The 22,188-nt window shown below is 49.2% G+C and carries 19 protein-coding genes; 10 read left to right on the top strand and 9 right to left on the bottom strand.

The annotated features are described in order from the left end of the window. Positions 1 to 55: 55 nt before the first annotated feature. The 3 genes from KS4_RS02945 to KS4_RS02955 all read right to left on the bottom strand — a co-directional run bounded on the left by KS4_RS02945 (position 56) and on the right by KS4_RS02955 (position 3,712). Complete coding sequence (locus KS4_RS02945) at positions 56 to 757, bottom strand: PEP-CTERM sorting domain-containing protein (protein ID WP_145074401.1); 702 nt, start codon at positions 755 to 757, stop codon at positions 56 to 58. A gap of 96 nt (positions 758 to 853) precedes the next feature. After that, positions 854 to 2,449 carry an endonuclease gene (locus KS4_RS02950; RefSeq protein WP_200761506.1) on the bottom strand — a complete coding sequence of 532 codons (1,596 nt, stop codon included), beginning with the start codon at positions 2,447 to 2,449 and terminating at the stop codon, positions 854 to 856. 438 nt (positions 2,450 to 2,887) lie between these two features. Next, on the bottom strand, positions 2,888 to 3,712 hold the full coding sequence (locus KS4_RS02955) for a PPK2 family polyphosphate kinase (protein ID WP_145074404.1): 825 nt from the start codon (positions 3,710 to 3,712) through the stop codon (positions 2,888 to 2,890). A 439-nt stretch (positions 3,713 to 4,151) separates the two neighbouring features. Here KS4_RS02955 and msrB point away from each other — a divergent pair, with 439 nt between their 5' ends. Continuing rightward, complete coding sequence (gene msrB, locus KS4_RS02960) at positions 4,152 to 4,595, top strand: peptide-methionine (R)-S-oxide reductase MsrB (RefSeq protein ID WP_145081385.1); 444 nt, start codon at positions 4,152 to 4,154, stop codon at positions 4,593 to 4,595. Positions 4,596 to 4,750: 155 nt separating this feature from the next. Here the strand turns inward: msrB and KS4_RS02965 are convergent, their stop codons facing one another. Next, on the bottom strand, positions 4,751 to 5,218 hold the full coding sequence (locus KS4_RS02965) for a DsrE family protein (RefSeq protein WP_145074407.1): 468 nt from the start codon (positions 5,216 to 5,218) through the stop codon (positions 4,751 to 4,753). A gap of 245 nt (positions 5,219 to 5,463) precedes the next feature. On the opposite strand from KS4_RS02965, the gene KS4_RS02970 reads away from it, so the two are divergent. Continuing rightward, on the top strand, positions 5,464 to 6,036 hold the full coding sequence (locus KS4_RS02970) for a sigma-70 family RNA polymerase sigma factor (protein WP_200761507.1): 573 nt from the start codon (positions 5,464 to 5,466) through the stop codon (positions 6,034 to 6,036). Positions 6,037 to 6,339: 303 nt separating this feature from the next. Beyond that, positions 6,340 to 7,254 carry a hypothetical protein gene (locus KS4_RS02975; protein WP_145074413.1) on the top strand — a complete coding sequence of 305 codons (915 nt, stop codon included), beginning with the start codon at positions 6,340 to 6,342 and terminating at the stop codon, positions 7,252 to 7,254. 370 nt (positions 7,255 to 7,624) lie between these two features. On the opposite strand, the gene KS4_RS02980 is transcribed toward KS4_RS02975, so the two are convergent. Then, the gene (locus KS4_RS02980; protein WP_145074416.1) at positions 7,625 to 8,782 is read right to left on the bottom strand and encodes a PEP-CTERM sorting domain-containing protein; all 1,158 of its coding nucleotides are present in this window, start codon (positions 8,780 to 8,782) and stop codon (positions 7,625 to 7,627) included. 906 nt (positions 8,783 to 9,688) lie between these two features. Next, entirely contained in the window at positions 9,689 to 10,834 is a 1,146-nt protein-coding gene (locus KS4_RS02985; protein ID WP_200761508.1) for a PEP-CTERM sorting domain-containing protein, read from the bottom strand. 842 nt (positions 10,835 to 11,676) lie between these two features. On the opposite strand from KS4_RS02985, the gene ilvB reads away from it, so the two are divergent. From ilvB to KS4_RS03000, 3 genes are all read left to right on the top strand, one after another. After that, entirely contained in the window at positions 11,677 to 13,515 is a 1,839-nt protein-coding gene (gene ilvB, locus KS4_RS02990; RefSeq protein WP_200761509.1) for a biosynthetic-type acetolactate synthase large subunit, read from the top strand. 130 nt (positions 13,516 to 13,645) lie between these two features. Continuing rightward, positions 13,646 to 14,659, top strand: coding sequence for a hypothetical protein (locus tag KS4_RS02995; RefSeq protein ID WP_145074422.1), 1,014 nt, complete (start codon positions 13,646 to 13,648; stop codon positions 14,657 to 14,659). 49 nt (positions 14,660 to 14,708) lie between these two features. Further along, positions 14,709 to 15,866, top strand: a complete 1,158-nt coding sequence (locus tag KS4_RS03000) for a PQQ-dependent sugar dehydrogenase (protein WP_200761510.1) — start codon at positions 14,709 to 14,711, stop codon at positions 15,864 to 15,866. Positions 15,867 to 15,884: 18 nt separating this feature from the next. On the opposite strand, the gene KS4_RS03005 is transcribed toward KS4_RS03000, so the two are convergent. Next, positions 15,885 to 16,139 (bottom strand): hypothetical protein, encoded by a 255-nt coding sequence (locus KS4_RS03005; RefSeq protein ID WP_145074426.1) that lies wholly within the window; start codon positions 16,137 to 16,139, stop codon positions 15,885 to 15,887. Between the two features lie 79 nt (positions 16,140 to 16,218). Next, positions 16,219 to 18,075: a single-stranded-DNA-specific exonuclease RecJ gene (gene recJ, locus KS4_RS03010; RefSeq protein ID WP_200761511.1), complete on the bottom strand. Its 1,857-nt coding sequence runs from the start codon at positions 18,073 to 18,075 to the stop codon at positions 16,219 to 16,221. Between the two features lie 211 nt (positions 18,076 to 18,286). On the opposite strand from recJ, the gene KS4_RS03015 reads away from it, so the two are divergent. Both KS4_RS03015 and KS4_RS03020 read left to right on the top strand, forming a co-directional pair. Then, complete coding sequence (locus KS4_RS03015; RefSeq protein ID WP_145074432.1) at positions 18,287 to 18,721, top strand: type II secretion system protein; 435 nt, start codon at positions 18,287 to 18,289, stop codon at positions 18,719 to 18,721. 156 nt (positions 18,722 to 18,877) lie between these two features. After that, entirely contained in the window at positions 18,878 to 20,167 is a 1,290-nt protein-coding gene (locus tag KS4_RS03020; protein ID WP_200761512.1) for a SpoIID/LytB domain-containing protein, read from the top strand. Between the two features lie 16 nt (positions 20,168 to 20,183). On the opposite strand, the gene KS4_RS03025 is transcribed toward KS4_RS03020, so the two are convergent. Beyond that, positions 20,184 to 20,477: a hypothetical protein gene (locus tag KS4_RS03025; protein WP_145074438.1), complete on the bottom strand. Its 294-nt coding sequence runs from the start codon at positions 20,475 to 20,477 to the stop codon at positions 20,184 to 20,186. Positions 20,478 to 20,526: 49 nt separating this feature from the next. Here KS4_RS03025 and KS4_RS03030 point away from each other — a divergent pair, with 49 nt between their 5' ends. Further along, positions 20,527 to 20,751 (top strand): hypothetical protein, encoded by a 225-nt coding sequence (locus tag KS4_RS03030; RefSeq protein WP_145074441.1) that lies wholly within the window; start codon positions 20,527 to 20,529, stop codon positions 20,749 to 20,751. Between the two features lie 96 nt (positions 20,752 to 20,847). Beyond that, entirely contained in the window at positions 20,848 to 22,143 is a 1,296-nt protein-coding gene (locus tag KS4_RS03035; protein WP_145074445.1) for an ABC transporter permease, read from the top strand. The last annotated feature ends 45 nt before the right edge of the window (positions 22,144 to 22,188 follow it).

Below are 22,188 nucleotides of genomic sequence, written 5' to 3' on the forward strand. Positions count from 1 at the left end.
GCAGCCTTTTTCGTTTGGTTATGTTTGGGGTATGAGGAAGAGCGAAAACAGGGGGTTATTTGCGACGGCGGAGCAGGGCGAGTGAGCTGAGCGCGATGAGTGAGAGTGAAGCGGGCTCGGGGATTGGTGTGATTGTGAATGCTTCGGTGTTGAGGACGATGCTGCTGTTTGAGCCGACCCAGTTGTCTGTGTTTGCGATGGCGGCCATGAGTTCATCGGCTGTGCCGGTGCGTGTGCCGATGTATTGTGCGTTATCCCATTCGTCTTTTGAACCGGCGTCTTTGCCGGCTGCGACGGCGTTGGTGCCTTCGATGAGGCCGGGGGCGAGTGCTGAGACGTTTGAATTTGAGGCGCTGCTTTGGAATTGTGTTGAATTGGTTTGTGCGAGGAAGAGGAATTCTTTGGTGTCGCCGCTCATGGTGTAGGCGAGAACCTGATCGCCGCCGGTTGAGAGGGCGAATGATTTGTTGTTGGCTTTGGTGAATTCGTTGTTGTTATCGAAGCTGACGACTTGGCCGACTTCGACGGTGGTTGAGGCTGTCCAGAGGAGGATACCTTCGCCGTCGTAGATGGTGCCATCGGTGTTGGCGCCGTTATCGGTGAAGTAGATTTCGGTGCCTGCTTCGAGTGTTTGGAGGGCAACGAACGTGAAGTTGTCTGATGTATCAGTGTGGATGCCGGTGATCGCGATTTTTGCTGCGGAAGCAGAGGCTGTAATGCTGAGTGCTGCGATGATGATTGTGATGAAGTTTTTCATGATTGTGACTCTTGAATTTTTTAGTTGTTGCGTTTTATTTTGGTTTTAAAAGCGGGCTAATGGTTGATTAGCCCGCTTGTTGTTGTAACGAAAGGATTAGCGGTTACGCTTGCGGCTGGCGAGGATGACGCCGGCGAGGCCGAATAGAGCGAGTGATGCTGGCTCTGGGACGGCGCTGATGACGTTGGCTTTTACGGTGAGGAAGAGTGAGTGCTCGTTGGCAGAGCCAGGGAGATCTTCGTTTGAGAAGTTGAGAATGTATTGAGCTTCAAGTTCGCCGATCTGGTCGGTGTCGAGTGCGGCTGTGAAGGTGTTGCTGTTGTCGGCTTCGAGATTTTTGAAGGTCGCGAGGTCGATGTCGAACATGTCACTGTCGCCACCAGAGAGGATTGAGTCGAGATCGAGGTGAGCGGTGAAGGCTGATGCGGTGTAGTTGTAGATCTCGAAGGATTGTTGGGCGAGTATGTTTTGCTTGATGTCGCCGAAGTCGATGACAAGTCCCTGCTGTTCATCACGGGCGTCGAAGGATGCGGTTGCATTTTCGACAACGGTGAGTTCGAGGTTGACTGAGTCGTTGCCATCGTTCGCACCGCGACCGTTACCGCCTTGGGTGGTGACGTCGAGGTTGTCGACGACGAGTGAGCCGCGGTACTTGCCGGCGGTATTGGTGTCGGCGTCAAGTGAGACGTTGATGGACTTGTTGCCATTTTTGTTCATGGCGAATGCGTTGTAGCGGCCATTGACAGATGATTGGACGTTGGCGTCGGCTTTGACTTCGTAGTATGTGCCGTCGTTGCCTTTTTTGTTGAGCAGTGCGGCGTAAGAGGTGTTGACGCCGGTTGCGCCTTTGATGACGCGGCCGAAGTTGACGTCGAGTGTGGATGAGCCGTTTGATTGAGCGGAAGAGCCGAAGTAGAGCTGGGTGTCGTTTTGCTGATCCATGTAGACGGACCATGCATATTCGGGCCGATCGATGTAGGCGTTGCGGTTGTTTTGGGCTTCGGGGTTGATGTAGGTTCCGCCGCGGTAGTTGTCGACGGCGCCGCCGTAGACGGCGTGGTTGCGACGGAGTTCGAATTCGTCTGGTGTGTCGAGGTAGTGCCATTGGATGAGGTCGGAGAGTTTGCCCATTTTGTTTGAGCCGGAGGACTCGCCGAGGGAGAGGTGTGAGTAGCGTGTTGCGGAGTAGAAGAGTGAACGAGCGACGTCACCTGCATCGGCGTCGCCGGTGTACCAGTAGCTGCCGTGCCTGCCCATGGATGAGCCGTAGGTTCCGCCGAAGGTGAGGTTGCCGCGTGAGGAGTTTAGGCCGGGGTTGCATGGCCTGAGTGCGTGCTGGTCGGATTTGTTTGAGCCGGAGGATTGTTTGGATTGAGGCCAAATGTGCTCGCGGTTCCAGGTTTTGGCGGAGTCCCAGCTGGATTTGTTTGATGCGCGGTTGTAGATGAGGAGCATGTTGTTGGGGTTGTTGGGATCGGTATCCGTGTACCTGGCTGAGTATTTGAGATCGTCGTATGAGGTGGGACGGTGTCCGCTGGTCATGATTTGGCGGAGCTGACTTTTGAGGGTTGAGCCGGTGCTTGTTGCGTTGTTGTAATAGTTTGAAGGTGCGTCATAAGAGACGGCAAATGAGGAGGTTGTGAGCAGTAGGGCGGTGAGTAGGGATGCAGTAGAAAATTTGATGGTGTCCATCAGTTTAGATCTTTCAATTAATGGTGTTAGTTGTGCAGCTGCCGAGGCATGGGCGCATAAAAAGAATTGAAGCCATGCAAATAACGATTGGCAATAGATGAGGTATAAGTGTGTTGAGGTTTCGTGCGTCAAGTGCAAGGCGCGTTGATCAGACGTGCAACTCTTACGGTGCGGCGCGAAGAAGAGCCGCGATGAAGTGAGAGCCGTCATGCGAGACGCTATGAATTTTAATTCGGCGGTGATTGAAAGCCGAACCCTGAATGAGCGTTCACTATAAATCGTGCAACTGATACGTCAAGGATAAGCAGGAGATTTGGGTATTTTTTTCGGGTTTTAATGTGTGTATTGAATGAGCGCGTGTTAGGGTTTGATGAGTAGAGTGTTAAGTTGGGGGGCTTTGCGAGGGTGCAGTGGATAGTTAGATTAGGGGGAGGAGATTTAATTGATTTTGTATTGAGAAGCATCATACTGAGGGGCAGGGTATTGCATATCGAGCGATTGAAGTTTTTGGTTGATGATCTGGATGATGGCGAGATTTCGGTATTCACGGTTTTCGGCAGGTATGACATACCATGGGGCATCAGTGTTTACTGAGCAAGTGTTGAATGCTTGTGCGTAGGCTTGCATGTAGTCATCCCAGTGATTTCTGGCAACGAGGTCGGAGGGGTCGAATTTCCAGTGCTTGTCGGGGCGGTCGAGTCGGCGTTGGAGGCGATGCTTCTGGTAGTCTTTGGAGATGTGTAGGAAAAACTTGAGGATGTGGGTGCCTTCGTCGGTTAGGAGCTGTTCGAAGGCATTGATGTGGTTGTAGCGTTTTTGCCAAATGTGCTTTGGCGCGAAGTCGTTAACGGAGACGGTGACGACATCTTCGTAATGCGAGCGGTTAAAAACAGTGAAGCAGCCTTTGGGTGGGACGTGTTGGTGTATGCGCCAGAGGTAATCACGTTCACGTTCGTACGCAGAGGGGGCTTTGAAGTTGAGGACTCGGCAGCCTTGAGGGTTGATGGGGGTCATGATGTGGCGAATGGTGGAATCTTTGCCGCCTGCGTCCATGGCTTGGAAGACGATTAAGACGGCGTGTTTGGATTGTGCGTACATGAGTTCTTGTAGATGTGTGAGTGCTTTGGATTCTGTTTTGAATTGTTCCTTGAGCGCTTTTTTTGAATGCTCAAAATCGGTGGGTGGGGTGGTGAGTGATGTGTGTAGATTGATGGGAGTTTGAGGGGAGACGCGGTGAATTTGGGTGTTGATAGCGATAGTCATGTTGGGACTTTATCAGAGTAGGATGCGGGAAGTCGAGAAAAATCTATTTATAGGGATAATTGTCTTATTCGTCAGAGTTTTGACTGGAGGATGTGGCTATCATTGATTTGGAATAGACGGGGTGCCGAAACAGTTAAGTAAGGTGTGTGATGGGTCTAGTGGTCGTAGGTTTTTTGCAAAGATTGAGATTGTGAATGAAAGGAAGTGTATGGTTGGACGGATCGCAAAGTTGATGGTTTGTGCTGTGGCTACAGTTGGATTTTTGTTTGTTAGTGGTTGCTATAAAGATGATGTGCCACAAGAGCGAGTTGAGATGCCGATGCCCGGAGGCCGCGGCGAAGTTAAGCCTAATCAAAAGATAGAGATGTTGGCGAAGCATGAGCGGGATGCAAGAGTCAAAGAATTGGAGGGCAAGGAGTTGATGAGTTGCGGTGAGGTGATGCCTGTTGCTAATGGTGGCGAAGTGGTTGGGGATGGAGAAGGTGTGCGGCGGGTTGAAAAGAGTGATGAAGAATGGCGATCGCTGCTTAGTCATGACGAATACCGGGTAATGAGAGAGAAAGGGACGGAACGGGCGTTTACGGGGCAATGGTTGAAGAATAAGGAAAAGGGGCAGTATGTGTGTGCGGCGTGTGGGTCGGTATTGTTTGAGAGTGATGATAAGTTTGAATCGCGAACGGGTTGGCCATCATTTTCTGAGGTTGCGGAAAAGGGGAATGTTGTTTTGAAAGAAGATCGGAGCTATGGGATGGTGAGGGCTGAGGTTGTGTGTGGGGTGTGTGATGGTCATCTGGGGCATGTGTTTAATGATGGGCCGCTACCGAGTGGCAAGAGATACTGTATTAATTCGGTGGCGTTGGATTTTAATAAGTATGCCAAGTAATCAATGGGTGGCGTGCTGGAAATGAATAATGAAGAGCTGAGAGATAATCTCAGCTCTTTTTGTAGTGTAGGAATTGAATGTTAAATGATTCAGATACCCTGCCAATGGTGGTGACGGGTTTGAGAGAGGGTAAATGAGATCATACGTGATATATGTTAGTAGCTAAATGAGAGGATGCGGTTGGTGGTGAATGCGGTGAGTGAGGATTTGCTGGCGATTTGTATGCCGGGGATGAGGTCGCTTGGGATTTTCTTGTGAGATTTGAGGCAGGAAGGGCATGCGTAGATGGGGACGTTTTGTGAGAGAAGTTTCTCGATAAGTTCTTGGGAGTTAAGAAAGTTGGATGTGCTGAGTGGTGGTGCGTCTTTTAAGAGGATGTCGATGCTCTGGACGTCGCAATACACGATGACGGGATTGGTGCTTGCGAAGTTGTCGGCCATTTTGAGAGCCATGAGAACGGCGTGGGGGTTGCTTTTGCCGGATGAGAGGTGGATGAAGATACCATCGGTGTTGGAGGTCTTGCTAACTGATGACGAGTTGGAGGTGGCTACGCAGGCGGGGAGTAGTAGGGCGGTGATGATGAGAAGAAGAAGTGAGGCTGTTTGTGGGCAGTGTTTTTTCATGATGTGCTTTCGTAAAAGGCTGTATGAGTCTTTTTATAGGTCGGGAATATTGCGGAGATGGCATGAATTTGTGTGTATGTGAAGAGATAAAGCTCTTGAGAACTAGGGGGCGGGGAAAAGCGTAAAGTTGGGATAAAGTTAGGTGGTTATAAGCATGTTGGGTATGATATGTCAGTGAGAAACGCAGTGATGTTGGTTTGTCCCGGTTTGATGGGCTGACATGACACATGAATGGGAATTTGGTTTTGGAAAGTCAAACTTTCAGAGAATTGGCTCTTGCGGAGATGGATTCGGTGTATCGAATGGCGATGCACTTATCGCGTCATCCTGATGAAGCATCGGATCTGGTGCAAGAGACGTATTTGAAGGCGCTGAAGGCTGAGGGCCGTTTTGAATTACGGGAGCAGGGGGTTCGGCCGTGGCTCTTTAAGATACTGCATAACAATTTTTATACGCGCGTGGGCAAGCGGAAACGCGAGCCGACATTGGGCGATGATATGCCTGAGCAGGCGGTGTATGGGGAGGTTGATGAGGAGCCGCCGGCGTGGGATTTAGCGAGTTTGGATTGGGAGATGGTGGACGATCGTTTGAAAAAAGCGATTGAAGAGTTGCCGGAGCATTACCGGGAGGTGTTGTTGCTTTGGGCTGTTGAAGGCTTGAAGTATCGTGAAGTGGCTGAGGTGGTGGGTGTGCCGTTGGGAACGGTGATGAGCCGCTTGTATCGCGCACGCGCGATTTTGAGTGAACGATTGGCTGACCTTGCTGCAGAGAGTGGCATTAAGGTTGGTAACGCTGGCGGGAAGAATGCTGGCGGTTGATCGTGCTGGGTTGTGGGAGATGGGGTTGTACGGGTTAGGGGATGTTGGATTCTAAATAAGACGCCATTTTTCTAAAAAAGCGCGGTAAGTGCATAAAAAATGGTGATTTATAAAAATATTGGGAGTAAAAGTTAGGTGGGTGACGTTTTAGGTAGTGCGTAGTCTAGGTTGATAGATTGCGTCCTGCGAAATGCTGAGATACTTGCGCTCAAGGAAAAATGAGTATCTGGCATGGAGAGCCTGGGATTGAATTGGGTTATGTATGGGTTGAAATTTGTTGGCTAAGTACAGGGCTGATGATTGATGAAAGATAAGCAAGATAAGACAGGTTGTTGCCGCGAAGAGACGATGTGCTTTGCGGATGGTGAAGCGTGTGAAGAAGTTCGCATGCGTGTGCTAGGCCGAATGGCTGAGGATAGCGATGTGGTGCGTCAGGTGATGCATCAATCGAAGTTGAAAGAGGGGGTGACAGATGCGATGGGGCTGGATGCGGCATATGAATGTCCGGCAGATTTGAAAGCGAAGTTGACGGGGATGTTTGAAGATGCGGCGACGGTTGAGCAGGTGGGAGCAAGTCTTAGTTCGGGTGGGCAACAGAATATAGAGCAAGAGATTAATGATCGGCCGGCAGTTGTTGGGCGTATTGGTAAGTGGCTGCCAACGGCGGTGGCTGCGGGGTTGTTGCTTGCTGCGACAGTCGTGTTCAACTCGTATGTTGGTGGTGGATCGGGTGATGGAGCGAGTGTGGCGGGGCTATTGCCTAGTCGTATGGTGAACTTGTTTGAGAAGCGGCATGTGAGTTGTTCGAAAGAGTTGGCGCAGTTGCCACAGGATCCGAAGTTGCCGAGCAAGATCGAGGCGCTTCCAGGCGCGTTGAACGATCGGTTTGGTGCGAGTACGAGTGGCTTGGATTTATCAGGCATTGGTTATGTGTTTGATCGCGTTGGCAAGTGTACTGTGCCGGGCGAGATCAGTGTGCATCTGATTTATAAGCCAGTGGATGGTAGCGGGCATACGGATTCGATTAGTTTGTGGTTGTCGCCTGATGATGGGCGGCTTGAGGCTGAGCCGAATCAGATTTATACGATTAATGATGCTTCCAAGGCGCACCCGATTTTGATGTGGAAGAATGGTGGGATGGTTTACTATCTGGTTGGTGATTCGATGGAAGTGACGCGGCAAGCGGTTGAGTCGTTGCGAAAGCAAGGCGATCGCTAATACACGATTAGATTATTTGAGTTAACGATCAGACTGTCGATAGGGCAGTCTGTTTTTATTTGGTTGTGGTGATATGCGGTGGTGTGGGTGCTTTGATTGCGTGATTTGTGGGGTGGATGTGAGGCTGGTTAGCTGAGGTTGCGTGGAGTACGGTGTGTGTGGATGGATTACGTATGGCGTGATGGTTGCTGGTGAGGTGTTGTTAGCGGGATGAGGGGTGTTATATGACGAGGTATGTGATGTAGGTGGTTGTTTGAAGCTGTTGTATATAAGGTCATAAAAAAACCCCGCGGAAGCGCGGGGTTCAGTGGGTTCGTTACCAAGCTATTCGCTAAGGTAATTTAGTTGTCTTAAGAGAGGGTGTCGTGGATTACTTGCGACGACGAGCGAGAGCGACGAGACCGCCGAGGCCGAGCAATGCGAGTGATGCAGGCTCTGGGACTGGGATTGAGGCGACATTGAAGTAGTTGACAGTGCCTTCATGAAGGTTTGATACGAAGAGAACACCGTCTTTGTATTCAATACCGTTGATGTTTGACCAGCCATCACCGACGTTAGCGACAACGTTGCCATCAAGGTCGACGAGGTAAACACCGCGTGATTTGTTAGGTGCGGTTTCGCCGCCGATTGAGAATGTGTCTTTTTCTTCCATGACGGAGAAAGCGATGAGTGGTGAGTTGCCGTCACCCATTTCGACGAGTTCGATATCGTAGTAGTCGTTGAATGCATTCCATTTGGTATTATCAAAGCTAGTGACGACTTTCGAGGTGAATGAGCCGTCATCGTTACGCTCAGAGAAAAGAATGTTCTTTTGTGAACCGTCACTTGTTACTGAGATAGCGGCCATGTTGCCAGCTGAATCCATGTCTGTTGCCATGAATGTTCCGAGATTGGTGATGAGGCCAGTCGCGGTGTTCTTGGTGACTGTGCCTGAGTCATTGACACTGAAGATGGAGTCGCCGAAACCGTGTGAGAAGTAAACCATTTCGCCTGAGATTGGATCGTAGCTAAGGTTACTTGCTTGTGGTGTATTCGCTGTGTCTGGATGGTTGGTGACAGTTTTATAGTTTTCTGCCAAGTTGTTAGTGGTGTCGTAGGAAGCTACGAAAGCATTTTCATTGCCGAAGGTCCAGTGGTTTGCACGGTAGCTTACGTACAGATTGCCGTTTGCTGCTTCGAGGCGAGGAGCTTTCCAGCCGACAACACCAGGAACAGTTACAGAAGTTGTGGACTTGGTGTCACCGCCAAATACCATTGCGTTTTCGATCTTGGCGATGGTCATATCTGTTGGTGTGCCGCCAGCCCATGCAGGATTAAAGCCTGCGATAAATAATGTGCCATTATCGAAAGCCATGTCGTATGCACGGTTCCCGCCGAGAATACCGCCAACGTATAGGCCGCCAGCAGACTCGATAGTGTAGTTAGCAGTGCCGAAATCAGTCATGTTGATAGCCGGTGCTGCGGAAGCTGTGCCAGCGATCATGGCAGATGCTGCGATTGCGAGTGCTGCGGTTGAAAAAAGTTTCATATTCCTCTCCTATGCATGTGTGATGCTATATTGAATGGATGCATGCGATCGCCGTGGGCATCGAATGATGCTTAATGTCGATCATTAAAGTGTTCACGATTCGATCTGACCAGATTGGGAAAGGAGCGTCTCTCCGATCTTTGGTCTGTTCAGATATCTACATGGCGTATGCCGTTGTTTTAAGCTGCATTCGATCGGCATACAGATCGAATAGCCTTCTTTCTATGATCAAGATTGTGTTGTCGTCCTGAGGCCGGAGTGTGGGGGCCAATTTGAGTTGGCTGCTTATAAGAGTGAAACAATCTTGACAGTGGTAAATATATGCCGAAATTGAAAGGAGGGTATATCATTTCTGATGGGGTCTTTTAACAAAAACGATGGTGTGGTGATTGGGCTGGTGGAATCCTGTAGTAATATGGCTTTAAAGGATTTAAATGGCGATTTTGTCGATGTGTTTGGGTTGAATCAAACCATATTTTTATGTTATTTGGAGGTTAGGATAGGAAGTTTGTAGCTTCTGAACCACCGAATATGCTAAAGCATGCGTGTGAATAAGAGTGGGGACTTGCTGAGTATGAGGCATGATGAGCGGAGTTATTGGGTGTAAGACTGGGATGCTTGAATGGATTATTATAGTTGGGTGTTATAGTTAATTTCGAGTGTGAGATGTTGATGGGGGGAGAGAAAAATGAAAAATGCCCCGCAGGAACGGGGCAGATCAGCGAGGTTTTGAGGTGTTCTATTCCACTAGGGCGCCTTGCAGAAAATGTTTGTAGTCTTTGCCAGCTTCGAGAGTCGGTCGTTGCAAGAAAAGTAGTGATATCGCGGGTTGGTTGCGCAATGATGTGTTATTTAGGTTTATGCAGATCATCACCCAGGCTGCTTTCGTGTGTTAGTGCATATGAGTTAAAGCTGTCTCTTGCGGCGGGTGAGAAGGGGTATGGCGGTGAGTGAGAATAAGGCAAGTGATGCGGGTTCTGGGACTGAGATGTTGATGAACTCGATGGTTTCGCTGTGTGCGTTGGTGACGACGAGTGTGTCATTGATGAAGTCGACGCCATGAACGTTGGCCCAGCCGTGTGCGGAGGCTGCGGTGAGGTTGCCGGCGATGTCGAGGATGTAGACGGCAGAGTCGTTGAGCGTGATGCCTGTACTGGTTGTAGCGGTTGTGCCGGGGACGAGGGATAGTGCAAAGAGTGGATCGCTGCCATCAATATTGATAAGAGCGAGGTCGTAGCCGTTATTGGAGTAGTTCGCGTCCGTGCCTGTGAAGGTGAAGATGGTTTGCGTTGCGTATGAGTTGGTGTCGCTGTCGTAGGCTGCGTAAGTGAGTGCGCCATTACCTTGTGTGAGGGAGTAGTCGAGATAGGCGGCATTGCCTTGCGAGTCGAAATCAAGGGCGAGCAGGCCTGTGGGGCGGTCTTGGGTTTTGAGTGATGGTGTGGTTGTATGTGTGACGGCACCTTGATCATCGATGTTGTAGAAGGTGTAGCCCATGGAGAAGAATGAAGTCGCTTGGGCGGCAGGGTTGTAGGCGGCGCCGCTTGTGGGTTGATGGCCGACGTTTGAGCCGTCTCCGACGTAAGACCAGTTGATGGATTCGGTGGCTGTATTGAAAGATGTGATATATGAATCGGCGTGATCGAATGCATATGGATTGATGGCGTATGCGGCGATGAGGTTGCCGTTGTGGTAGTCGAGTGAGGTGAGAGGTGAGCCTGCGTTGATGTTGTATTGCATGGCGGTGAGTGAGGCTTGGGGGTTGGTGGTCGCGTTTTCGACTTTGATGATGGAAGAGAGGTTGGTGGTGGACCAATCATTGTCCCAGCATGCGATGTAGAGGTTTGCTGAGCCGTCGTATGCGACGCGGGCTGGTGTGAAATTTTGTGCACCGGCTGACCCGCCGTTCCATGCGGTGATGTCGCTGATATTGACACTGGCGTAGACGTTGAAGTTGAGATTGTCGTTGAGGTTCTGATCTTCAATCGCAGCATTCAGGTTGGATGCTGCAAGTATGCTGAATAATGCGAAGGCGGAAGTGGTGGTTTTCATGTTTCTCTCCATGAAGTGATACAGGGGACAGATAGGGGTATGTGCAGTACAGCTTGAACTCAATTAGATGGGTTGGTACGAAAGGGATGAGATTTTGTAGAGGTCGAATTGGCTGTAACTAATGCAAAATTAATGTCTTTTGATCTTTTTCTGTCAGGCTGCCTCAAATATATCCCGTGTGAGAGGATTCGGTATGGCATTTATGATGATTGATTTAACATTTTTGATTAGGTAACAATCGTTCTTAAGGCTATTATTGCAGTTTAATGTGCTGTAATTAATCGAAAATGTTAAATAAGTTAAATGTGATGGGCAATATGTCTGGAGGCTTAATTTGAGGGCATGTCAGAGGAGGTGTTATGGGGTTATTTCGCTGTTTTATGGCTGCTGATTGGAGGTATGTTGACTGATATACGGGCTGATCGGTATACTTTGAACATGCAAAACGCACAGAGCTTGCAATTTGAAGCATTTTTGAGTGAGTCATCACAAGTCATTGTGGTTGGCGGCTCGCGCACGGTCCTTGTTATCTGAGCGGAGGACCCGCATATATACCCTGTCTGAATAAGAGGTTAGATTACGATTCGTTTTGGGAGGAATCGTGTTTGTCGCAACCTCAGGCCTAAAATATGAATGGATACTGAGTCAACCATGCGATATTCGCATGTTAGGTATGCTTAGTGACTAGAAGTTTGTAAAAAGGCTGAAAAAGCAAGCTCTCCCATCCGAAAAAGAACAAAACGGTACGAAACTGAATAAAATAGATATCCAGCGGCGGCGATCGGTCAATTAGAGATTGCGGGACAGCTGGAAGTTATAGAGCAACAACAAGGTTTAGAGTCATGATGTCAAAGACATTGAATACGCGTAACCTGGCGGCGAGCCAGGATGAGATGACGGATCGTTATATCGGTATGACGGGCGGGGAGGTTTTTCATGAGTTGATGCGTGAGCATGGTGTTGAAACGATGTTCGGGTATCCGGGCGGGGCGATTTTACCTGTGTTTGATGCGATTCATGAATCCGAACAGTTTAAATTTGTGTTGTCACGCCATGAGCAGGGCGCTGGGCATATGGCGCAGGGTTATGCTCGGGTGACGGGTAAGCCGGGTGTTGCGCTAGTGACCAGTGGGCCGGGCGCGACGAATACGGTGACGCCGTTGCAGGACGCTTTGATGGATGGAACGCCGCTGTTGGTGTTCTCGGGTCAAGTCGCGACGGGTGCGATTGGTACGGATGCGTTTCAAGAGGCGGACGTGACGGGGATAACGAGGCCGTGTACGAAGTGGAATTGTTTGGTGAAAGATCCGCATGATTTGCCACGCGTGATTAATACGGCTTTTGAAATTGCGACGACGGGTCGTCCTGGGCCGGTGTTGGTGGATATGCCTAAGGACGTGACGGCTGCAAAGATAACGCGTGCGGTGAATACGAAGCCGTATTTGCCGGGGTATCACGTTGCGGAATTGGGAGCGAGCGATCAGATTGATTGTGTAGCTGAGATGATCAACAAGGCGAAGAAGCCGTTGTTGTATGTGGGGCAGGGTGTGATTACAGGTGGGGCGGTTGACGTTCTTCGCAAGTGTGCGGAGCACGCGAATATACCTGTGACAACGACGCTGTTGGGTTTGGGGGCGTTTGATGAACTCAGCGATTTGTCGGTTGATTTCCTGGGTATGCATGGCGCGGCTTATGCGAACTGGGCGATGCGTGATGCGGATGTTGTGATCGCGGTGGGGGCGCGGTTCGATGACCGTGTGACGGGTGATGTGAAGAAGTTTGCACCGAGTGCACGCTTGGCTGAGGCTGAGGGTCGTGGTGGAATTATTCACTTTGATATCTCGCCGGACAATATTAATAAGACAGTGCAGGTGACGGTGGGTGTTGAAGGGGATGCGAAGAAGAATTTGGAATTGCTGTTGCCGAAGCTGAAGGATGTTGACCGAGGTGATTGGTTGGCAGAGATTCATCGGTGGAAGAAGGAGCAGCCATTTAAATATGATGCAGATGAACGTGAGTACCACTTGAAGCCTCAGCAGGTTATTGAGGAGATGTGGAAGCAAACGAACAGCGAGGCAATCGTTGTGACGGGTGTGGGGCAGCATCAGATGTGGGCTGCTCAGTTCTACAAGTACCGTACGCCGCGTCAATGGGTGACGTCGGGTGGTTTAGGTACGATGGGCTTTGGTGTGCCAGCGAGTGTGGGGGCGGCATTAGCTGAGCAGATTGAAGCAGATAAGGAAGGGCGCGAAGCACGTCAGGTGATCAACATTGACGGTGATGGCAGTTTCAGCATGACCGCGATGGAGATGGCGACGGCAGCTCAATATGGAATCCGTGCGAAGTCGATTATTTTGAATAACGATTTCCAAGGAATGGTTAAGCAGTGGCAGGACTTGTTCTATGAAGAGCGGTACTCGCATACTGAGATGCATAACCCGGATTTTGTGAAGCTTGCGGATGCTTTGAACTGTAAGGGTTTCAGAGTGACGAAGGCGGAGGATTTGCCTAAGGTTATGAAGGCGTTTATTGAGTATGATGGGCCGGCGGTGCTTGAAGCGCTGGTTGAGAAGCATGAGCATGTTTATCCGATGATGCCTGCGGGCAAGAGTGTGGATGATATGGTGCTTGGGCCTGCGAGTGAGCAGGGCGATTACGATCCGGCAGATGTACCGGGGTAATTGAGTAATGATGAATTGACGAAACCGGTAGCCGCGTGGCTACCGGTTTTTTTGTTGGTGAGGTGAGGGAGGGACGGTATGATTTGTGGATTGTGGTCGCGTCTGTGAACAACACGAACAAGATTGTCGGATGAAGAAGATGATGGATATGGTGAAATGTATGGTGATGGCGGGGAGTTTGGTGTGTGCTGTTGGTTTGCAGGGGTGCGGGGTTGGTGAGCAAGCTAGTGATCTGAAGAAGCCACGATTTATAGGGCATGGTCATGATGTTGGCAGTGAGCATGAAAAAGAAAAAGCGGATGGTGTGCGTGTAAAGCGAATGGGGAGGATGGACTATCCGGCGCTTAGTGAGGTGAGCGGAATTGTTCGTGCTCATCCAGATGAGAAGCAGTGGTGGGTGATGAATGATAGTGGTAATGATGCGATCGTTTATGCGATTGATGAGAAGGGGCAGTTGCTGAAAGAGGTGAAGGTTGCGGGGGCGAGAAATGTGGATTGGGAGGACATTGCGATTGAAGATGGCCGATTGTTCGTTTCGGATTTGGGGAACAATGGGAATGCTCGAGAAAATTTAGGTGTGTATGCGGTCGGTGGTGTGCTTGATGATGTTGCGGGGGGTGTTGATGTGACGTGGTATGGGATGAAGTATGAGGATCAAGATACTTATCCTGCAGCGGTTTTTGAGTTTGATTGTGAGGCTATTTTCTTTTTGGATGGGAAGTTTGCTGTGCTGACGAAACACCGGATGGGGCAGACGAGGATGGCGAACCAGGGGACGAAATTGTATATGTTGGATGAGCTGAAGGTGGGTGAGATGAATGTGCTTCGAAAAATCGATGAGAGAAGTGATGTTGGGTATTGGGTGACGGGTGCAGATGTATCGCCGAGTGGTGATCGATTGGTGGTGCTGGGGCAAACAGAATTATGGGTGTTTGATCGGCCGATGAGTGGGAGTGATAGATGGTTGAGTGAAGGTGTGTGTTGGAAAATGTCATTGCCGGCAGAGATGATGAAGCAGGCTGAGGGTGTGTGTTGGGATGATGATCAGATGATTCGGATTGTGAATGAGCAGCGGGATGTGTATGTGCTGGATGTGGTATATCTCGAGCGATACGGGGTTGGTTTTGATTCTAATGAAAAATGAGAGTGCATTTTTTCTTGGATCAATATGGCTGGTGATTACAATGTATGGCATGAGAAACGCCAAATTGAATGTCTGTGTTATGGGAGTGCTGTTGTGCGTCTGGGGCTTGGGGATCGGTGCAGTGTTACGGGCGGAGGTGGTTATTGAAAGTGCATTTCCTGAGTTGTGGTTTAATAAACCGGTGTATCTAACACATGTGCCGGACGGGTCGGGGAAGCTGATTGTGATAGAGCAGGGGGGCGGGGTGTATGTTTTTCCGAATAAAACATATGTGAAGAAGGGGGAGATGGTGCGGATGTTTGATGGGGATACAAAGCATGGGCAGATTCGGGCTGATGGTGAGCAGGGATTGCTTGGGTTGGCGGTGCATCCGGATTTTAAGACAACGCGTGAAGTGTTTTTGCATTATTCAGCGATGAATCCACGACGTGGTATTGTGTCACGGTTTAAGGTCGGGCTGGATTGGGTGATAGATAAACAATCGGAAGTATTGGTGATCGAAGTTGATCAACCATATGCGAATCATAATGGTGGGACGATTACGTTTGGGCCGGATGGGTATTTGTATGTTGGGTGGGGTGATGGTGGAGCGGCGGGAGATCCGAAGGGGCATGGGCAGGATCGGGGTACATTGCTAGGTTCTATCTTGCGGATAGATGTTGATCGACGTGAAGGAAGCAAGGGATATGCGGTGCCAAGGGATAATCCATTTGTAAGGTTGAAGAATGTTCGGCCTGAGATTTGGGCGTGGGGGATTAGGAATCCGTGGCGATTTTCATTTGATCGTGAAACGGGGTTGTTATGGGTTGGTGATGTTGGGCAGAATAAGTATGAAGAGGTGAGTATTGTGCCACGTGGTGGGAATATGGGATGGAATATCAAGGAAGGAAAGCACGCGTTTAAACGTGGAAGAGGACGTGGGCTTATTGATCCAGTGTGGGAGTATGGGCGAGATGAGGGGTATTCGATTACGGGTGGTTACGTTTATCGCGGTCAAAAGATCAAGTCTTTGTATGGAGCGTATGTCTTTGCAGATTTTGTTTCGAGTCACGTTTGGGCATTGCAGTATGACGAGAAACGGGGGGAAGTGAAAAAGCATGTGCGTATTGGTACGGGGCATACGCCGGCGAGCTTTGGTGAAGATGCTGATGGGGAGTTGTATATCTGTACGTATGGCGGCGGTATATTTAAATTTACAGAGCGTTAAATATTTACCGGATGTGTGCTATCGCTTGATTTTTGGATCGTATGAGTTTTTAGATGGATTTTGGAGATCGTTGGTGATTGACTTGGTGAGATCTCGTTTAAAAATTTCTGTGAAGAGGCAGATGCAGTAGGCTGCAACGACGCAGGCAGTGATAGCGATTTGGTAATCGGCGTAGTTGTATGCGGTTATCGCGATGGCCAACAGTACGATGAGTAGGAAGGCGCAGATAAAGCGGAGAGGTGTGGTGGCGGCTTGGTGGAGTGGCTCATTCATGGGCATATTTTAATGGAATATTGCGAGGATGACAGTGGGGCGTTGGAAATGTCGCAAAGTTATGTTTGGGCGGTATATTTCAGGGGATTAACGCGGGTGAGAGTATCTTGAGGTCGAGGATGTGGATGTCGGGGGAAAGGCGATTCTGCCAATTGTTGATCGCGGGGGAAAAGACGATATCGAGGTTCATGCCGACGGCGAGTTTGGGTGCAAGTTCGCCAAGGCCGAAGCCGACTGCGCGCATCGAGCGGTTGTTTTGCTTGATGTGAATTGAGAGGTGCGTGCCTTCAGAGCCAATACGGTTGGGTGGGCGATCTAGTGTTACATTGCGAAGAATGAGTTTGGGTTTTGGGTTTGCGTTGCCAAAGGGTGAGAGGGAATGGATGATCTGAAAGAGCTGCAAGTTGATTTCAGAACATTGAATTTCACCATCAATTTTGATGGTGTGGCTTAGGTCCTGTTCGGTAAGCAAATCATTGCAGTGGTTGATTAGAGCTTCGCGAAAAGCGGGTACATTGTCTTGGGGAAGCGTGCAACCGGCAGCGGCTTCGTGGCCGCCAAATTGGGTGAGGTGTTCGCTGCAAGCAGTGAAGGCGGCGTGTATGTTGAAGTTTGCGATCGAACGAGCGGAACCAGATGCAGAACCGTCCGGTTGATATGAGAGGACAACGGTGGGGCGATGATATGTTTCGACAATACGGGAGGCAACGATGCCGACAACACCTTTATGCCAATCATCGGCACCAATCACAATCGCTCTGTGATTGGGCGAATTGTCGCCAGCGGCTTCGATTTGTTGTTTTGCCTGTTCGATGATTTCGCGTTCAATTTCTTTACGTTTTTGATTTTCCTGCGTCAGGAAGTCGGCAATGTGTTTGGCTTGATTACCTTGGGCGATGGTTAGGAGAAAGACGGCGTTGCGTGCGTGGCCCATGCGGCCGCAGGCGTTGAGTCGCGGGCCAAGGACGAATCCGACGTGGTATGCGTCGACTTTCTCGTCACGGAGCTTTGCGGCATCAATGAGTGCGTTGAGTCCGGGGAAAGGTGTGTTTTTGATGCGTGAGAGGCCGAAGGTTGTGAGGGTACGGTTTTCACCGACAAGTGGGACGACATCGGCGATTGTGCCGAGTGCGACTAGAGAGATGAGATCGATCATGAGGTTGCGGAAGGGGGCTGGGAGGCTGCCAGAGTTAGGATCGAGGTTGTGGTGGATGCGTGCGAATTGCCAGGCAAGTTTGAATGCGACACCAGCCCCGCAGAGGTCGCCAAAAGGATAAGGGGTGGGGAGTGATGAGGGGATGCGTGGGTGGACGAGTGTGTGAGCGTTCGGGAGATTCTCGGCATCAAAGTGGTGGTGGTCGGTGATGATGAGGTCGACACCGAGTTGTTTGGCAAGGTCGGCTTGTTCTGTGGCGGTGATGCCGCAATCGACGGTGATGATGAGAGGCGGGGTCGCAGGGTCTTCAGGTTGGCGGTTGAAGATTTTATTTTCTGTATCTTGGTGCCAGTCACCTGAGGCGATGTGTGAGAGGGCTTCGGAGTTGAGGCCGTAGCCTTCGTCAATGCGGTGGGGGACGTAGCAGGAGACGGTTGCTTTGGCGAGATTCAGGGTGTGGTAGAGGATTGTGGAGGCGGTGACACCGTCGACGTCATAGTCGCCGTAGATGACGATCGGTTGGTCGTTGAGCACTGCTTGGCTAATGCGTTGTGCGGCTTGTGTGGCGCCGGGTAAGAGGGCAGGGTCATGCAGGTTTTTGAGAGTTGGCTTTAGAAAACTGGCGGCTTCTTCAAGGGTATTAATATCACGCTTTAGGAGGAGGTTGGCAATGAGTGGGTGTTGGTGAATCTGCTGTGCGAATTCGGTAGGCGAGATTTGGGTGGTTTTATTTGGATTTCTCGGGATCCAAGTTGATTTGAGGCCGGATTCTGGATTCATGGGATCCATGATAACGTAGTTGAAGCTGCAAGTGGAATGGTATTACTCATACAGATGATACGATCGTTATTGTTTGCCAAGTTGAACATTTTTCGGCTGAAAAAAGGTGTATTGGTGTGAGCTGAAATGCATATTCAGTGCAAAGGGTTCGTGATGTACTTTTTGTGGATTGCGAAATGACAGCAGTAAGAGGCAGAATAAGGATGAATGCATGAATAGGCTGCTCCATCGGGGGTTCACGTTGGTTGAAATATTGATCGTGGTGGTAATATTGGCCATATTGGCATCGATTGTCATTCCTCAGTTGAGTCGAGCGGGCGAGCAGGCGAGAGAGAATTCGCTTGCGATGAGTCTGTACCGCATACGGCAGCAACTTGAGATTTACAGAAATCAGCACAATGGTCATTATCCGTCGCTTGATCAGTTTGATAATCAGATGCTGAAGATGAGTAATGAGAGTGGTGATACTGCTGAGATTGGTACAGATGGATACCTGTTGGGGCCATATCTGCAAGAGGTGCCTGTGAACCCTTTTACGAGTAAGAAGACGATTGGTATTGGAGAAGTAGGTACAAGTGATTGGTATTACAATGAGTTGACAGGTGATTTTGCGGCAAACAATTCAGAAAAAGCTGCGAAATTCTGATTGCTATATAGTGATATTTTAATACCAACATGATGCGGTAGTGAGTTTTGTAAAGTAGTTGGTGAAATCAACATATCTGTTGTGAACAGCGAGTGGTATACTGACTGGTGTGGTGTCATGCATAGTTAGAAGACCGTGTTGGATATGGAGAGCGTCATGCGTTTTTTAAGGGTATTGTTGTTTGCTTTATGTATCTTGATCACAGCGGTATCGCATGCACAGTTAGGACGCGTGAAAGTAGATACCCGAACGGGCGTACCGGGCCCGAAAGTCGAAAAGTTTGCAGGCCGCGAAGCATGGATTCGTGTTCGTATTCAGAAAGACACAAAGGCATTGAAGATTGGCGGCCGTGGGCAAGTCAGAGTTGGGCCCGATGAATCGATGAAGGGACGCGTTCCAGAGCAAACTTGGGATTTACCGATTGAGGTGACTCGGGTTAACAAAGAGTTTTATATCAAAAGCAAGAGACGCGGGAAGGTGAAGTGGGCGTTACCAGCTTTAATGATGCAGGTTGGTAATGAACGTGTTTTGAAGTTGGGTGATCGTGAGTATCCGCACCGTCTGGTTTTAGATGGGAAAAATGTAAGTGCGTTTGATGTAATTAATCATGTACCTTTAGAAGAGTATTTACCGGGGGTTTTAGCCAGAGAGCTGTATCCAGATTGGGACGTGAAGGCTTTTGAAGCGCAGGCTGTTGCGGCGAGATCATATGCTTTGTGGGAGATGACATTAAAAACCGGTCGTAAGTTTGATCTCGAGTCATCGACGGCAAGCCAAGCGTACATTGGGAAAACGAAGGCAAGTAAGCCATTGACTGCAGTCAAGAATACTCGAGGTATGGTTTTATCGTGGGAGGGAAGAATCGTACCTGCCTTTTATTCGGCATCGCATGGCGGTGTGACGAATGATGCATCGGTCGCATTGCTGGGAAAAACACCATTGATAAAACCCTTGATGGGTAAGAATGTCGGTGACTGGGGTAAGGTTGGTGCAAAGGTTTATAGCTGGGGTCCGCAAAAAAGAAATCGACAAATGCTGTCGAAACGTATTGCTGCGTATGCCAAACGTAGAGGTCATCAGGCGTCTCAGCTGACGGAAATTCGGCGTGTTGTTGTAACAAAGAAAAGTAAGCAGGGGAGGCCAATAGAATTTGGTATCGTTGATCGTAATGGAAAAATGTATTTACTGCCGTGCGAATGGTTTCGCAATGCATGTAATTACAGTGATGGGCGATCGATACCGAAGCTTGCCCGAAAAGACATTGTAAAAAGTAGTTTCTTGACGGTTACGATTAAAGGTAACGAAGTGATTTTCAATGGCAGAGGGTATGGGCATGGCGTGGGGATGAGCCAATGGGGGGCGCAAGGCATGGCATTGAAGGGGTATACGTTTCAACAAATATTAAGCAACTATTACGCGGGTGCGGCAATCGCAAAATTGTATTAAGACAAGCTCGAAAAATTTATGGGTCAATTTTGATTTTCGGAAGTTCTTTATCGACTTGTGGGAAGTAACGTCGAATAACTGCACAATCAAATTTACTCATGATTGCCGAGGCAGGTTCATTCTGCAGCAGAAAAAGAAACGCTTTATGTACAACTTTGGAGGGAGGTATGGTACCGCCGCACCATAATTCGTAATCGGCAAAATTGAGTGTCACTTTGTATTGAAAAGTTGAGTCCGAATCTTTGACGGCAACGTCATAAATCCAAGAGTTGCTGTTTTCAATTTCAGTGCCGATGTTGATTTCTGGCATAAGCGAGTCTCGCATAGTTTTAGTGGCAAGTTTACGATAAGGATATCATATGGAAGGTCGTAAGTCGCATGATAACGATTGGGATGACGAAGAGGACCCTAAGCTTGCGATCCGGAGGCATACTGACCGCTGTTTTCATCGCGTTGAGGAGGTTGTTCAGGGAGGATATATCGTAGAGGGGATCATGATCGGTGAGGATGAGGTTGCGGAGGTGCGAAAGACGGGCGATGATGGCGGTTTACCTCAATGTAATGTGCCAGAAGATGAAAAATAGTCTTGTTAAGGCGCGAAAATTTGAAATTCGAGGCGTTTTTGTACGTCATTTAGATTGACGTGACGATTTCCTTGCAGGAAGATGGTGGCTTAAAACGTGAATTTTTTAATTGAAACAATTCGGCTTGGTTTGTCGAACCTTATGCTGCACAAGCTTAGGTCGCTTTTAACTGCCCTTGGGATCATCATTGGCATCGCTGCGGTGGTATCCATGGCATCGTATGGTGAGGGGGCCAAACAGGCGGCATTGGAGGATATTCGACAGCTTGGTGCGCGAAATATCATAGTTCGTTCCGTGAAACCGCCAGACTCGAATCAAGCGAGTGACAGCCGGCAATTCGCTCCTAAATACGGCTTGCTGCGAAGAGATTTAAGGCGTATAGAGCAAACGGTTGGGCCGATTGAGCGAATCGTGCCACTTAAGAAAGTCGGAGCTCAGGCTCAGCGTGGTCGATACAAAACGCCAGCGGCAGTGTTTGGGACAACGCCAGTGCTGATGGATGTGGCATCGCTGAAGGTTGCGCGTGGTCGATATCTGACTGAAGCAGATATGCTGCAATTGAATAAAGTTGCGGTTGCAGTGATTGGGGCTGAAATTGCAGATCGCTTGTTCCCGCTTGTAGACCCAATTGGCAGTCAGTTGAGGGTTGATACCCAAACGTTCGAAGTTGTTGGTGTTTTAAACAGGATTGGTTTGGCTGGCGGGGCAGGGTCGGCACTTGTTGGTCGTGATCTAAATTTTGATGTTCATATTGCTATGCCTGTAGCCAAGGCTCGATTTGGAGATACATTATTCCAAAGAAGTTCAGGCTCAATGCAGGCATCGCAAGTTGAAATCAGTGAGCTGTATATTCAAGCTCCTGAGGAAGATCAGGTTGTATCCGTTTCAGAACAGGTTAAACGTGTTTTAGAAAAAGAGCATAAGCAGCAGCAGGACACGTCTTTGACCGTCCCTCTGGAATTGTTGATCCAGAAGGAAAAAACGCAGCAGATGTTTAATATCATGATGATTCTGATTGCTGGATTGAGTTTGTTGGTGGGTGGTATCGGGATCATGAATATTATGTTGGCTTCTGTAACAGAGCGCACTCGCGAAATTGGAATTCGTCGTGCATTAGGAGCGACGAGGCATCACATCGTGATGCAGTTTTTGGTTGAGACGACCGTGTTATCTGGGATTGGTGGTGTCATTGGAGTTGGTGTGGGTTTGGGTGGCGTTGGCGCATTAACGGTTTTGCATCAGTTATGGCCGGACTTAGAGCAACCTCAGGTGACCATGTGGTCGATCGCAGTCAGCTTTGTCGTTGCGACTAGTGTGGGTGTTGTTTTTGGTTTATATCCTGCTATCAAAGCTTCACAGCAAGATCCGATTGTCGCGCTTCGTCACGATTAATATCTATTATCTGAGTATAAATTTTGCTCAATAATGCCGGAGCAC

It is taken from the genome of Poriferisphaera corsica (assembly GCF_007747445.1).
GTDB classification, from domain to species: Bacteria; Planctomycetota; Phycisphaerae; order Phycisphaerales; family Phycisphaeraceae; genus Poriferisphaera; species Poriferisphaera corsica.